Origin of the sequence: Denitratisoma sp. DHT3, from assembly GCF_007833355.1 — a bacterium.
Lineage (GTDB): Bacteria > Pseudomonadota > Gammaproteobacteria > Burkholderiales > Rhodocyclaceae > Denitratisoma.
The window spans coordinates 1569452-1581780 of sequence record NZ_CP020914.1 but is presented as its reverse complement, the minus strand read 5'-3'; the positions used below and the strand labels follow the sequence as shown (position 1 = coordinate 1581780).

The 12329-nt window shown below is 61.5% G+C and carries 13 protein-coding genes and 3 pseudogenes; 8 read left to right on the top strand and 8 right to left on the bottom strand.

From position 1 onward, the window contains the following. The first annotated feature begins 136 nt into the window (after positions 1-136). From B9N43_RS07220 to B9N43_RS07210, 3 genes are read left to right on the top strand one after another with little or no spacing between them, the layout of a single operon-like run. Positions 137-598: an RrF2 family transcriptional regulator gene (locus tag B9N43_RS07220; protein WP_145841618.1), complete on the top strand. Its 462-nt coding sequence runs from the start codon at positions 137-139 to the stop codon at positions 596-598. 43 nt (positions 599-641) lie between these two features. Further along, a complete protein-coding gene (locus tag B9N43_RS07215) occupies positions 642-1037 on the top strand; it encodes a SirB2 family protein (protein WP_145841617.1) in 396 nt (131 codons plus the stop codon). Then, on the top strand, positions 1037-1570 hold the full coding sequence (locus B9N43_RS07210; protein ID WP_145841616.1) for a hemerythrin domain-containing protein: 534 nt from the start codon (positions 1037-1039) through the stop codon (positions 1568-1570). The genes B9N43_RS07215 and B9N43_RS07210 overlap by 1 nt, the downstream gene beginning before the upstream one ends. Positions 1571-2164: 594 nt before the next feature. Here B9N43_RS07210 and B9N43_RS07205 read toward each other — a convergent pair. The 4 genes and pseudogenes from B9N43_RS07205 to B9N43_RS07190 form a co-directional block, all read right to left on the bottom strand. Then, positions 2165-2416, bottom strand: a complete 252-nt coding sequence (locus B9N43_RS07205) for a DUF2274 domain-containing protein (protein ID WP_145841615.1) — start codon at positions 2414-2416, stop codon at positions 2165-2167. After that, a complete protein-coding gene (locus B9N43_RS07200) occupies positions 2413-3702 on the bottom strand; it encodes a TrbI/VirB10 family protein (protein ID WP_145841614.1) in 1290 nt (429 codons plus the stop codon). Before B9N43_RS07200 ends, B9N43_RS07205 begins: the two co-directional genes overlap by 4 nt. 2 nt (positions 3703-3704) lie before the next feature. Next, positions 3705-4721, bottom strand: coding sequence for a P-type conjugative transfer protein TrbG (gene trbG / locus B9N43_RS07195; protein ID WP_145841613.1), 1017 nt, complete (start codon positions 4719-4721; stop codon positions 3705-3707). After that, positions 4718-4798 (bottom strand): annotated as a pseudogene (locus tag B9N43_RS07190) (conjugal transfer protein TrbF); the annotation flags it as partial. The gene trbG and the pseudogene B9N43_RS07190, both read right to left, overlap by 4 nt. 149 nt (positions 4799-4947) lie before the next feature. Between B9N43_RS07190 and B9N43_RS07185 the strand changes: the two are divergent. The 5 genes and pseudogenes from B9N43_RS07185 to B9N43_RS07165 all read left to right on the top strand — a co-directional run bounded on the left by B9N43_RS07185 (position 4948) and on the right by B9N43_RS07165 (position 8951). Further along, a complete protein-coding gene (locus B9N43_RS07185) occupies positions 4948-6198 on the top strand; it encodes a tyrosine-type recombinase/integrase (RefSeq protein ID WP_145841612.1) in 1251 nt (416 codons plus the stop codon). Beyond that, on the top strand, positions 6195-7136 hold the full coding sequence (locus B9N43_RS07180) for a tyrosine-type recombinase/integrase (RefSeq protein WP_145841611.1): 942 nt from the start codon (positions 6195-6197) through the stop codon (positions 7134-7136). Before B9N43_RS07185 ends, B9N43_RS07180 begins: the two co-directional genes overlap by 4 nt. Further along, entirely contained in the window at positions 7133-7618 is a 486-nt protein-coding gene (locus B9N43_RS07175) for a site-specific integrase (RefSeq protein ID WP_261379413.1), read from the top strand. Before B9N43_RS07180 ends, B9N43_RS07175 begins: the two co-directional genes overlap by 4 nt. Beyond that, positions 7524-8278 (top strand): annotated as a pseudogene (locus B9N43_RS07170) (IS5 family transposase). The gene B9N43_RS07175 and the pseudogene B9N43_RS07170 overlap by 95 nt, the downstream one beginning before the upstream one ends. Further along, a complete protein-coding gene (locus B9N43_RS07165; RefSeq protein ID WP_261379412.1) occupies positions 8235-8951 on the top strand; it encodes a tyrosine-type recombinase/integrase in 717 nt (238 codons plus the stop codon). The pseudogene B9N43_RS07170 and the gene B9N43_RS07165 overlap by 44 nt, the downstream one beginning before the upstream one ends. 3 nt (positions 8952-8954) lie before the next feature. Here B9N43_RS07165 and B9N43_RS07160 read toward each other — a convergent pair whose 3' ends face one another. The 4 genes and pseudogenes from B9N43_RS07160 to B9N43_RS07135 all read right to left on the bottom strand — a co-directional run bounded on the left by B9N43_RS07160 (position 8955) and on the right by B9N43_RS07135 (position 11844). Beyond that, positions 8955-9350 carry a hypothetical protein gene (locus B9N43_RS07160; protein ID WP_145841610.1) on the bottom strand — a complete coding sequence of 132 codons (396 nt, stop codon included), beginning with the start codon at positions 9348-9350 and terminating at the stop codon, positions 8955-8957. A gap of 169 nt (positions 9351-9519) precedes the next feature. Next, positions 9520-9882, bottom strand: a pseudogene (locus B9N43_RS07155) (DUF932 domain-containing protein); the annotation flags it as partial. A 789-nt stretch (positions 9883-10671) separates the two neighbouring features. After that, positions 10672-11061: an ATPase gene (locus B9N43_RS07140; protein WP_145841608.1), complete on the bottom strand. Its 390-nt coding sequence runs from the start codon at positions 11059-11061 to the stop codon at positions 10672-10674. Positions 11062-11337: 276 nt separating this feature from the next. Further along, positions 11338-11844: a RadC family protein gene (locus B9N43_RS07135; RefSeq protein WP_145841607.1), complete on the bottom strand. Its 507-nt coding sequence runs from the start codon at positions 11842-11844 to the stop codon at positions 11338-11340. Between the last annotated feature and the right edge of the window lie 485 nt (positions 11845-12329).

Here is a 12329-nt window from a genome sequence, read left to right as displayed (position 1 = left end):
GTTGTCGATTAAGGTCCGAGAGCGCTCTTGAACATGCATCTTATATGACTCTTTTATAACATTCAACAGAAATGAATGTTATGGGCGTTTGATTTATACTGCGGCAAGTCGTCGCAGTTCCCATGGAATCCTGCTCATGCAACTCACCCGCTTCACCGATTACGCGCTGCGCGTCCTCACCTACCTCGCCTATCGCGGCGACGAGCTGGCGACCATCGGCGAGATATCCGCCAGCTATGACATTTCCCACAGTCACCTGATGAAGATCGTCCAGCACCTGGGGCGGCTGGGCTATGTGACGACGCTGCGCGGCAAAGGTGGGGGCTTGAAGCTCGCCCGCGCCCCGCAGGACATCAACCTGGGCGATGTCGTGCGCCACACCGAGGAAACGCTGGACGTGATGGAATGCCTGGCGGACGACTACGTCGAGGATTGCCAGCTGTTCAAGGTGTGCAAGCTCAAGATGGTGCTGCAGGAAGCGCAGCAGGCTTTCCTGGCGTGCCTGGACGAGCGCACCCTCCAGGATCTGCTGACCACGCGGTCCCCTTTCTCCAGCATCGAGTTCCATCCCCGTCCGACCGCCTCGCCCCGGGCTTGATGCCCGCTTGGCGCCGGCTGCTGCCTTCCATCGATCACCGGCAATGAACAGCTACCTACTCCTCAAGCAAGTACATTCGATCTGCGCCGTACTCAGCATCAGCGGCTTCTTCACGCGCGGCGTGTTGATGTTCCGCGCCTCGCCCTGGTTCAAGAGCCGGACGTTGCGGCGCGCGGTCGACCTCAACGACACGGTGTTGCTGTCGGCGGCGGTGGCGATGGTGGTGCTGTCGGGGCAGTATCCCTTCGTGGTCGGCTGGGTGACGGCAAAGGTCGTCGGCTTGCTCGCCTACATCGGCCTCGGCCTGGTGGCGTTCCGCTTCGGCCGCACGCCACCGGTTCGCCTCGCGGGCTGGATCGCGGCGCTGGCGACGGCGGGCTACATCGTCTCGGTCGCGATCCTCAAGGATCCGCGCGGTTTTCTGATTGGAGTGTTGTGATGAGTGATTCCTTGTTGCCGACGGCGCCGGCGTTGGACGAGCCGCTGGAAATGCTGGAGGCCTGCCATGGCCGCATCGAGGCCCAGTTGAAAACGCTGGAACGGTTGCTGGCCCATCTTCCCGTTCATGGCGCCGACCGGCAGGCCAGCCAGGCCGCCCGCGCCATCATCCGCTATTTCGACACCGCCGGTCAGCATCACCACGAGGACGAGGAATCTGATCTTTTCCCCATGCTGCAACGCGCCGCCGGGGCGGAGAGCGCCATGGTGTCCGCCCTGGTGGAGGGGCTGCTGGCCGACCATGCCGCCATGTTCGAGGCCTGGAGCGCCGTCCGCGAGCAGTTGCTGCCGATTGCCGAGGGCACCGGCGCGGCGCTGGACGGTGCCTCGGTAGCGTGCCTGGCATCCCGCTATCGCACCCACATCGAACGGGAGAACCGGGAACTGCTGAGCGTTTCCCGCCGCCTGTTGCACGCGCAGGACATCGAGACGCTCAGCCGGGCGATGACCGCCCGGCGTAGTCAGAAGCGCTGAACTCCTGCGTCGGCGCCGCTACACCGTTACAATTCGCCCCTACGCGCGAGCGCCCGGGTGGTGAAATTGGTAAACACAGCGGACTTAAAATCTGTTTTGTCAAGCCATTTCTATTTGTACCATCAGGGCGGAAGGTCAATAGTGACAACGGGTTGCGAGCATTCAAGGCGTAGCTTCACGGCTCGGCTTGATGCTCAGGAGCCAAGCAGGAGCCAGCAGAAAGAGTTGTAGGCTCCAGAGCATAGTGCAATGCCCGAGTGGTGAAATCGGTAGACACAAGGGACTTAAACAATTTGAGCCTTCGGGGGGAAACGTCCGAAGTGAAGCCCGTCAAAGTCGGCGAAAGCCCTGGATGCCCCGGCATCCGAGCCAACGCCGAGCCAAGCCCAGGCCCAACGCCTGGGAAGGTGTAGAGAGCAGACGGCGGGCACCTACGGCCGCAAGGCTATGGTGAAGGCGTGCTCCAGCCCACGAACAGCGCATGTGCGCTGGCGGCGAAAGCCGAAGTGGGAAGAAAATCCCTCGCCGCAAGGCGTGCCGGTTCGATTCCGGCCTCGGGCACCAATTCAAGCCGCTTCCTTCGGGGAGCGGCTTTCAGTTCGCTGCAGGCTCTTTGTGCTTTAGCCGGATAGTCGTGGGTTTCTTGAATCCTCGATCTCCTGCCATGAATACCTCTAGCATGTGCGGGATCAGCGCCGCTGCATCGACCGTCTCGCCATAGGTCTGTGCGTGCAACGCAGCATAGCGGTCGAGGTCGGCCTTGAGGTTGGTCGGGCACGTGAAGGTCAGCTTGACGCTCTCGGTCTTGGGCAGCGGCCCCAGCCGCAGCTTGCGCGTGGTACTCATCGTGAAATCCCCCGGTTGAAAAACAGCGGCTGATAGGGCCGAAGCACCAGATCCCGATTGACGATGATGCGGACCGGCAGGCCAGGCCGCTCCGTCAATGTGGGCTGGATGTTGAGGTTGCGTCGGGTCATCTCTTGGCCGACCTGGTTCACGCTGTCTTGCAAGCTGTTGCGCCCGGCATTGATGACGCGGTCGCCGTTCTGGCGGTTCTCCGGTGCAGCCAGCTCTGCACCGACACCCAGCAGCGTCGTCAGCGCAGCACCCGCGAAGATGCGATCCCAATGCCAATCGACACCATCCTCCAGACCAGAGTTGCCAGCCGGGTCGGCACCCGCCAGGTTGTCCAGCATCAGCGAAGACGTGTCGGGCAGGATGATCCGGTTCCATACCACCTGTACTCGGCTCTGCCCATAGCTCACCTGGCTGTTGTAGCGGCCGAGGATGCGCGAACCCTGCGGAATCAGTACAAACTTGCCGGTGGCCATGTCATAGACCGGCTCTGTCACGGTGGCGATCACGTCGCCGGGCAGATCGGATTTGATGCCCGTAACCAGCGCGCCCGCGATTACCGTGCCGGCCATGACCTGGTACGGCGAAGCTGGCATTTTCAGATTCCCGGAATTACGGGTTTCCGTGGAACCGGCTTTCAGGAACGCCTCTTTCTGGTCCTGCCGGTTCTGCACGGCGGTCGGATCGGCCGGCTGCGCTGCTGTTGAAGTTGGCCCGGCAGCCATGGGATCGAAGCCCGCAAGGCCGGGCGCCGGACTGGCTGTGGCCCCCTGCGTCGGCGCGGCAGCGGCGCGCTGGTTGCTCGAACGGAAGAACACCGATGCGCCCGCTGCGGCCTCCGCTTCCTTGCGCTGTGCGTCGTGCTCGGCATTTGCTGGAACGTGGCCGGGCGGCGTGTAGGTGGGTGCTACAGGCTGCTGCGACTTCACGATGGCTGGCCCCAAGTCGCCCGGCAACGGCGGCCCCAGCGCGGGTACTTGGGGAGGCAAGACCCGCGGCAGCTTGGAGTAATCGGTCGGAAGCTGGTCCAGACCTTCCGAGCGCGACACGCGATCCACGTTGTAAAGCTCAGCCTGTTCGCTTGCACTGCGCTTGCGCGGTTGCAGCGACCACATGGTTGCGCCCAACACCGCGACGGCGAGGCCGCCGGCCAAGACCGCCAACGTGCGCCTATTCAAGCGCGTCACCGGGCGCGGCTGGGCGCGTAGCGCCACCGCCTCAGGGGCTACCTTGCCCGCCTGTGGCGTGGCAAGGTCGGGAGTGTCGTCCTGGCTCATGTTCAGTTCCCCCGCGCCACGCCATCCGTGCGCTCGATGCGCACCACTTCGCCCCCCTCGCTTCCCTTTCCACCGCCCAGGCGCAGCTCGGCCGCGCCGAACAGCCGATCAACGATGTAGTACGGTGCGCGGAAACGGTAGTTCACCAGTTGCCCGTCGCCCTGCGCGCCGATCACGAACAGCGGCGGCAGCTCGCCTTGGGCGATGCCCGGTGGGAACTGGATATACACCTTCTCACCGTCATCGAAGGCGCGTAGCGGTTTCCACGGCGGCGTGCTGCCGCTGATGGCATAGCGGAAGCGAATCTTCTCCAACGACAGGCCGGTATCAACTGGGGCGGTCGCCTGCGCGGCCTGTGCCTGGCGTTGCAGGGCCAGCATCCGATCCTTCGGGTATTCCCACGACACCGATGCCATCCAGGCGCGTTCGGTCGAGGTCAGCTCGATCAGGTAGGTGCGCCGACTGGTGGTGACGACCAGATTGGTCTTGAGACCCGAGCGGATCGGCTTGACCAGCACGCTGACGTGCAGCGCATCACCGGCGCCGCTGGAGGTGTCGCCAACGATCCAGCGCACCGTGTCGCCGGCGGCAACCGTGACCAGCTCCTCGCCGGGTTGGAGAGAGATCACCGTCACCCGCCCCGGCGCCGCATAGACCTGATACAGCGCGCCATCGGTGAACGGCCAGACCTGGATGGCGTTGACGTAGCCCTCGCGCGTGGGCGCAATGCGCGCCTCGGCGTTGGCACGCGAGACCCGCAGCTTTTCATTGGCGGGTTCAGGTGCCGTCTTGGCCTCAATGCTCTCGGGCAGAGGTTTCATCTGCGCCGGCATAGGGAGCACCTTCGGCACCTCGACCACTTCGACCGGCTTGGGCGGTTCGGGCAGCGGTAGGGCCTGCACCGGCTCATCGAGCGAGATGGTCGGCGGCGGCGTGCCCTTCGTAGCGCAGCCCTGCAACGACAGTACAGAGGCTGCAAGCATCAACACGAAAGCGTAAAAGCGAAAAGACGGGTTCATGGTTTGGCTCCTTCGGCGGCATCGAGTTCGCGGCTCCACGACAGTCCGTTGACGTAGATGCCCAATGGGTTCTTCCGCCTATGTCCAGCTCAACATAAGCGGAACTATGTCCAGAGCCGAGCTATGTCCAGCGTGACTCCATCACACAAACGTGATCTGTGCGTTGGTCAAATCTGCTGGACATAGCAATCTCCTTACTGGGCATTCCGCTCACAAGGAGATCAACATGGAACCAACCTGCGAAGGTGCGATTGAGCTCGCCCGGAGTGCAACCGGACCACTGTCGCCGTACCTCGAAGCATTTGTCACTTCACTGGTCGACCAGCAATACACGGCCATCAGTTTGCGAGTGAAGTCTTGGCATGCCGTAGCGTTCGATGCCTGGCTTGCTAAACATGACATTGCCCTGGTAGGCGTCAGCGATACGCATATCGACCAATTCCATCGCAGAAGCTACCAACCGCGTAGTGACTGCAAAGCAGAGCCTCGGATCCATGAGACTTCTGCACTTCGCCATTTGCTTCGCTACCTGCGCGAGCAAGGCCTTTGTACTCCTCCACCGACCGCAACCACCTCGGCTGACGATCTTGTAGCTAGCTTTGAGCGATTCCTGCTGCACGACAAAGGACTCGCCACAACCACGGTCGACTACTACCGTTCAAGGACTCGAGATTTCCTCATTCATCGCTTCGGTACAGGCGAAGTAGATCTCGGGAACTTGAGCGCTGCCAACGTCATTGACTTCATTCGCAACCAATCGCGCCAATTGCGTCCGAAATCCCTGAAGTCGGTCATCACGGCACTACGCGCCTTCCTTCGCTATGCCCAGTATCGCGGCGAGACCAGCGCAGCATTGGTCAACGCGGTACCCGCTGTAGCTGCATGGAGCACCACACCACCACTGCCCAGGGCCATTTCCCCGGAGCATGCGCGTAGCGTTATCGACAGTTGCGACACCAGTACGTCTATGGGTCTTCGCGATCGCGCCGTCTTATTGCTGCTGAGCCGATTGGGCCTGCGTGGCGGCGAGGTTCTCGCTTTGCTTCTGGAAGACATTGACTGGGACACGAGCCGCCTGAGCATTCGCGGCAAGAACGGTCGAGTGTGCTTGATGCCAATGCCTGCAGATGTGGGAGAAGCCATCGCCATGTATTTGCAGCGTGGTCGGCCACAAAGCGATGACCGGCATGTATTCCTGCGCACCCGCGCTCCAATCAAGGGGTTTCGGCATGGCTCGGACAGCATTGGGTCGCTTGTGTGCAACGCTTTGAGACGAGCCGGTATTAATGCGCCTCACAAGGGGTCGCACCAGTTCCGCTATGCACTGGCTGTGCGCATGCTCAAACGCGGTGCCTCGTTGCCGGAAATTGGCGAAGTACTGCGTCACCGAAGCCCGATGGCTACGTCGATTTACGCCAAAGTCGATATCGATGTCTTGCGTGGCCTCGCATTGCCGTGGCCCGGAGGTGCATCATGAACACCCTGCGTGAGGCATTGGCCGAATATCTACAACTCCGGCGAAGCCTGGGCTTCAAGCTTGAAGACGCTGGCCGGCAACTCCCACGCTTCGTTGCCTACCTGGAGGAACAAGGCAGCGCGTGCATTACAACTGAACTGGCGCTGACATGGGCGCAACATGCCACATCGGGACGGCCCGCCGAATGGGCCAAGCGACTTGGCTTTGTTCGTGGCTTTGCACGCTATCGCCGAGCCGCGGATACGCGCACAGAGATTCCAGCGTCAGGGTTACTTCCCCATCGTTCTACTCGGGCACACCCATACCTGTATTCAGAACAAGAAATATCCCGGCTGATGGACGCCGCATTGAAACTGCCCACGAACCGGCATTCGACGCCAGTGCGCCCCTGGGTGTTTTACTGTCTGATTGGCCTGCTGAGCACAACCGGCCTGCGAATTTCAGAAGCGTTGAACCTGCATGTCGCCGATGTGGATCTCGACCAAGCTTTGTTGACGATCCGAGGGGCCAAGAGGGATCAAACACGAATCGTGCCGCTGCATGCATCCACCGTCAAGGTTCTGGCTGACTACCTGCGTCGACGTGAGGCGTTCTTCGGGCCGGCGATTTCCGCGCATGTTTTCGTCAACGGCGTGGGCAAGCGACTCGACCGAGGCCATTTGTATCGGACCTTCTACGCGCTGTCGCGTCAGGTCGGCTTGCGTGGCGCTCATGCCAGCCAAGGACCACGCTTCCATGATTTACGGCATCGCTTTGCAGTCATCACGCTCACTCGGTGGTATCAGGCAGGACAGGACGCTGCGCGCCTGCTGCCGGTGCTGTCTACCTATCTCGGTCACGTTCGCGTGCAGGATACATACTGGTATCTGAGTGCATGGCCAGAGTTGATGGACCAAGCCATGTCACGGATGGAGCGGCGCTGGAAGGATGCAGCATGAAGCCCTCAACCCACTTTGCTGCATTGCTGGAGCGATTTTTCACACAACGCCTTATGCAACAGCGTCAGGCCAGCGCTCATACGATTGCTTCGTACCGTGATACCTTCAAAATGCTGCTGCAGTACGCCCACAAGCAACTGCACAAGCCGCCATCGTCGATTGCGCTGGCAGACATGGATGCCCCGCTGATCGCAGCCTTTCTCGATGACCTGGAGTCAACCCGGGGCGTCACGGCGCGAACGCGCAACCTTCGGTTGACAGCAGTGCATTCCTTCTTCCGCTTCGCCTCCTATGAAGCGCCAGATCATGCAGCACAGATTGAGCGTGTACTAGGGTCTGTTCACAGTATCGGATTTGTGTTTACATCCTGGAATTTGGACGTAAGCAATGGATCGGGACATGTTGAGCGATGCACAGTGGGCGCGGATTTCGGAGTTGTTGCCAGGGAAGCCCACGGACAAGGGAGGGCGTGCCGTGGATAACCGTTTATTTGTTGAGGCGGTGCTATACACCGCCCGGGTAGGCAACCCCTGGCGTGATTTGCCGCCGAAGTTTGGCAACTGGCACTCTGTGTATGTGCGCTTTGCACGATGGGAAGCCAATGGGGTTTGGTCGCGAGTGGCCGAGGCCCTCCGAGGAGAAGCAGACCTGGAAGAGCTCTTCATCGACTCGACAGTGGTACGTGCGCACCAGCACTCAGCGGGCGCATCAAAAAAAACGGTGGCGATCAGGCGATCGGTCGGTCGCGTGGCGGACTGACCACCAAGATCCATGCGTGCGTGGATGCCCTGGGTAATCCGCTGCGCCTGATCCTCACCGGTGGTCAGGTGGCCGACATTACGCAAGGCCCCGCACTGGTCGATGCCTTGGTTACCGACGCAGTGGTCGCCGACAAGGGATACGACAGCAACGCGTTTGTCGACACCATCGCCCGCATGGGCGCTGAGGCCGTCATTCCACCCCGCAGCAATCGCCCCACGCCGCGTGAGTTCGACCGAGAGCGCTACAAGGCGCGTAACCTGGTCGAGCGATTCTTCAATCGGCTCAAGCAATTTCGCCGACTCGCCACACGTTACGACAAGCTCGCCAACCGCTTCAATGCATTCTTGCATCTGGCATGCACCTATATCTGGCTACTGTGAACACGCTCTAGCCATACCTGCGAAGAAATTCGATCGTGCACTGGTTCCCTTCCTGAATCGCTCGGAAGTCGATGCTCTGCTGGCCGCCCCAGATCAGCAGCACTGGTCTGGCCGCCGTGATCACGCGCTGATGCTGCTGGCAGTGCAAACTGGTCTGCGATTGTCGGAGTTGACGGGGCTTCTACGAGATGATGTGCACCTTGGCACAGGGTCTCATGTGCGGGTAATCGGCAAGGGACGTAAGGAACGCTGCACGCCGCTGAGCAAAGCGACCCGTGCGGTGATGGCGGCATGGCTGCGCGAGCCCGTCCTCTCGGTGGATCAGCCGGTGTTCCCCAATGCTCACGGAGGAGCATTGAGTGCTCACGGTGTGCATTACCTGCTGACCAAGAATGTGGCGACCGCCGTGCAGAGTTGTCCATCACTCAAGCACAAGCGAGTGTCTCCACATGTTCTGCGACACACGACGGCGATGGATTTACTGCAAGCCGGTGTAGAACAGTCGGTGATCGCGCTTTGGCTTGGGCACGCGTCGATCGAGACGACCCAAATCTACCTCGATGCCGACTTGGAGTTGAAGGAGCGGATGCTTGCCATGACGGCACCACCTGGCGGAAAGCCGGGGCGCTATCGGCCAGATGACTCGCTGCTGGCATTCCTCAAGGGGCTGTGACCATCACCCGGCAGGTTGGCCCTTGAAGTACTCCTTGAACGATTGCCTTGCTTCGCCGATGAGTGCTTCAAGGGCCGCCTCCGGAACATGCTCGATCCTGACGCCATGGAGTTCCGCCTCTTTCAGCAGGTTGCCGGCGACCAGGGTCGTAGGAACGATAAGCCGCAGAGGCCATTGGGTCGCGCGCGATTGCCCATCCTTTAGCAGGTGCTTGGCATCCAACTGTGATGGCTCGCCAACGCTTGCGGAAATAGATGCAGTACCAAGAATGAAGCAACTCGCCGCATCCATGAGGGCAATCAGGTTGAAGTCGCCGTCTGACTGCGTCGAGATTGGCTGGTCGTTCAGTTGGAAAGCGATCCAGGTGCTATGGAGCCCGAATTGGCTGGGGTGGAGCATGGTCGTGTGCAGTAAGAAGGATGGAATCCTAGAAATGATGCCATGCGTCGACCGGCCGCTGAGTCCCCTGCTATGTCCACTGGCTCTCTTCAGTACTCGCCTGAACCTGGAGACGTCGGGACATAGTTCGGTGCCGGACATAGTTTCGCTTATGTTGAGCTGGACATAGGCGGAACATGCCGGCCAGCATCTGATAGCTGCTGGTGCCGTCATGCGAGTTCAGCAGCACGATTTCATTGGCCTCCGCGCCGTTGATCTGGCTGGCATGGCGCAGGCGCAGCATGTGTTTCGTGTGCTCGCGCTTGCCTTCATCGCGCACGCGGGTCTGCGTCACCATGAAAGGCTGGAAGCCTTCTTTGCGAAGCTCGGTCAGCACGGCAGCGGTGGGGATGTAGCTGTACCGTTCGGAACGGCTCTCATGCGGGGCGTCCGCGAAGATGGACGGGGCCACGCGGCGAATCTGGTCATCGGACAGCGGGTAATCGCTGCGCAGCGACGGGGAACGGGAAGCGAAACGGGATGCTAGTTGCATGGTCTTTCTCCTGACGAAAAGGGTTTGCTGTTCACACGGCACACCGGATTCCAAGATTCGGAGCCCAGCCTTTCGGCTGTTCGGTGCGGTCGGCACGAAGAACCCGGTTGGCCTCGTTGCCACTGTCTTTCCTGAGTTCATCGCCCGCGACGGTCAGGAGCGCGCGGACGGGGGCCGTCAAGGAGACAAGCGCAGGGTTGGTGCGGCCCGCAGGCGCAGCCGAGGACACGGCCCTGCGCGCCTTGACGGCACACGGACGCGGGCTACAGTCGCGGACAAGGTGATGGAGTCAGGAAAGACGGCTGAACAAGGCAACGGCCATCCCTGTGTGCCGACCGCACGGCAAGCGAAGCGCGCAGGCCCGGATCTGGAAGCCGGGCCGGAGGCGTCAGCCGAGCGGAGCGAGGGAACGATGGAAGCCCGAATGGGGCGAGAGGCCGCAGGCGGCTCGATGCAAAGCACGACAGCGCGACCGGCCATGTTGCTTGGCCGGGGACGCCCTGACTTCGATGCTTGATGAACACCACGCCCGGGACAGCCCTCATGCACAAGGCATTGATGGGTTGGTTCTGCTGCTGGAACTGAGATTGGTTTCTGGCCGATCCGGCGTAGCCGGTTCGGCGGCCTTTGAGGGGCGCCAAGCACCGCGCGGCGGGGATAGGCCGCAGGGCTTTCCCCTGGAGGCAAGCGCAGCGCGCAGCGCCGCAGGCGCGAAGGCATCGGCATCGGGCGCAGCAAAAGAAAAGGCGCGTCGCCGAGAGGACGACGCGCCAGGTTGTCAGCGCGCGATCAGCTCGCCACCGGCGACACCATCGCCTCAAGCTGTTCGATGACGCCCGGCTCGACGAAGACGCAAGGCTGGTTGGCCTCGATCGGCACGTTGAACATCTTGGCGAACACATGGCGCTTCAGGTGCGCCAAGCGGCCCGTGCGATATGTGTGCTCGGGCTTCAGACTGCCACCCGGCGAGCCGCTGCGCTGCGGGTCGCATTCGACCAGCGCGACGAAACCATCGTCGGCCAGCTTCTGGTGCTCGGCGCACAGGCCCCAGCCCGTCGTCGTGTGGCGCTCCATGCTCGCGCGAAGGCGCTTGTCGAGCAGGATGGCGCCGGTATCGAAAGCCAGGCCGCAGACCAGGCAGACGTGTTGTTCCATCGAAACGTGTGATTTGTCGTTCATGACGATCTCCGGTTGCTCGGGCGGAATTGCCCGGAACCGTCGCCAGCACGGCGCAGCGCAAGCAGTCAGGGGTCAAGGACGGCCAGGGGCCGCAAGCGTGCTGGCACGCGCAGCCCTTGACGGCGCGAACGCCGTGATACCGTGAAGGGAACAGCAAGACCGCCTCATTCCACCACTTACGTACACCAGCCTTTGGCAAGTGCGCAGCACGCGCAGGCCCGGGATGGCCGGAGCTCCGCCGCCGGGCGCAGCAAAAAAGGGGCCGAAGCCCCTGGGTCAGAGCAGGCCACGCTCTGCGAATGACGTGGTGGCCTCGCCGGCGACGACGATGTGATCCAGCGTGCGCACGTCCACCAGCGCCAGGGCTTCCTTGAGGCGCTGGGTCAGCAGCTTGTCCGCCTGACTTGGTTCGGAATTTCCGCTCGGATGATTGTGCGAAAAGATCACAGCCGCTGCGTTGTGTTGCAGTGCCGTTTTCACGACTTCGCGCGGATACACCGATGCTTGGTCGATGATGCCGCGAAACATCTCCACGTATTCGATCAGACGGTTCTGGCTGTCGAGGAACAGCGCAGCGAAGACCTCGTGCTCGAAGCTGGCCAGCTTGGTGCGCAGGTAGTCTTTGACCAGCGCCGGCGAAGTGAACAGCGTCCCACGCGGAATCTTCTGGTCGATGACGTACCGGGCTGCTTCCAGAATCTGGTCGGCTGTCGCCGGCAAATAGCGCCCCTGGTCGTCACGCACCAGCAGCGAGGAATCGAGAGACAGAGAAAGTTGCGACATGATCGTGCTCCGGTTGTTCGGGCGGAATTGCCCGGAACCGGCTTCAGCACGGCGCAGCGCAAGCAGTCAGGGGGTCGGCGACGGCCGCCAGGACGCAAGCGCGCAAGGCGCGTGCAGCCCTTGACGGCGAGAACGCCGTGATACGGTGAAGGGAACAGCAAGACCGCCCACACTCCACCACCCGCAGAGACGACGGATGGGCAAGCGCAGCGCGCAGGCCTGCAGGGCCGGAGGCGTCAGGGATCAAAGCCGGATGGCCATGACTCGGTACGAGGCATGGGGCGTAGCCCAAGAGCCCGACTGCGGAACGCCGGGACGTCATATGCAACAATTTGTCCGAAGAGTCCTCTCCTGACTACCTCATTAGCTCCCAATACAGGGTTCGATTTGTTACCATTGATGAAAAGTGAGTAGAAATGAAGTTGGCATCAGGAGGATGCGACCGACGCAGGCCAATCAAAATTGGTACAAGCTCATATTCCTTC

Bases quoted from the DNA above. Each gene is read 5' to 3' on its own strand.
- trbG (WP_145841613.1), bottom strand. From the start codon at position 4,721: ATGAACCCGTCTTTTCGCTTTTACGCTTTCGTGTTGATGCTTGCAGCC.
- B9N43_RS07215 (WP_145841617.1), top strand. From the start codon at position 642: ATGAACAGCTACCTACTCCTCAAGCAAGTACATTCGATCTGCGCCGTA.
- B9N43_RS07140 (WP_145841608.1), bottom strand. From the start codon at position 11,061: ATGAACGACAAATCACACGTTTCGATGGAACAACACGTCTGCCTGGTC.
- B9N43_RS07200 (WP_145841614.1), bottom strand. From the start codon at position 3,702: ATGAGCCAGGACGACACTCCCGACCTTGCCACGCCACAGGCGGGCAAG.
- B9N43_RS07175 (WP_261379413.1), top strand. From the start codon at position 7,133: ATGAAGCCCTCAACCCACTTTGCTGCATTGCTGGAGCGATTTTTCACA.
- B9N43_RS07210 (WP_145841616.1), top strand. From the start codon at position 1,037: ATGAGTGATTCCTTGTTGCCGACGGCGCCGGCGTTGGACGAGCCGCTG.
- B9N43_RS07135 (WP_145841607.1), bottom strand. From the start codon at position 11,844: ATGTCGCAACTTTCTCTGTCTCTCGATTCCTCGCTGCTGGTGCGTGAC.
- B9N43_RS07220 (WP_145841618.1), top strand. From the start codon at position 137: ATGCAACTCACCCGCTTCACCGATTACGCGCTGCGCGTCCTCACCTAC.
- B9N43_RS07185 (WP_145841612.1), top strand. From the start codon at position 4,948: ATGGAACCAACCTGCGAAGGTGCGATTGAGCTCGCCCGGAGTGCAACC.
- B9N43_RS07180 (WP_145841611.1), top strand. From the start codon at position 6,195: ATGAACACCCTGCGTGAGGCATTGGCCGAATATCTACAACTCCGGCGA.
- B9N43_RS07205 (WP_145841615.1), bottom strand. From the start codon at position 2,416: ATGAGTACCACGCGCAAGCTGCGGCTGGGGCCGCTGCCCAAGACCGAG.
- B9N43_RS07165 (WP_261379412.1), top strand. From the start codon at position 8,235: ATGCATTCTTGCATCTGGCATGCACCTATATCTGGCTACTGTGAACAC.
- B9N43_RS07160 (WP_145841610.1), bottom strand. From the start codon at position 9,350: ATGCTCCACCCCAGCCAATTCGGGCTCCATAGCACCTGGATCGCTTTC.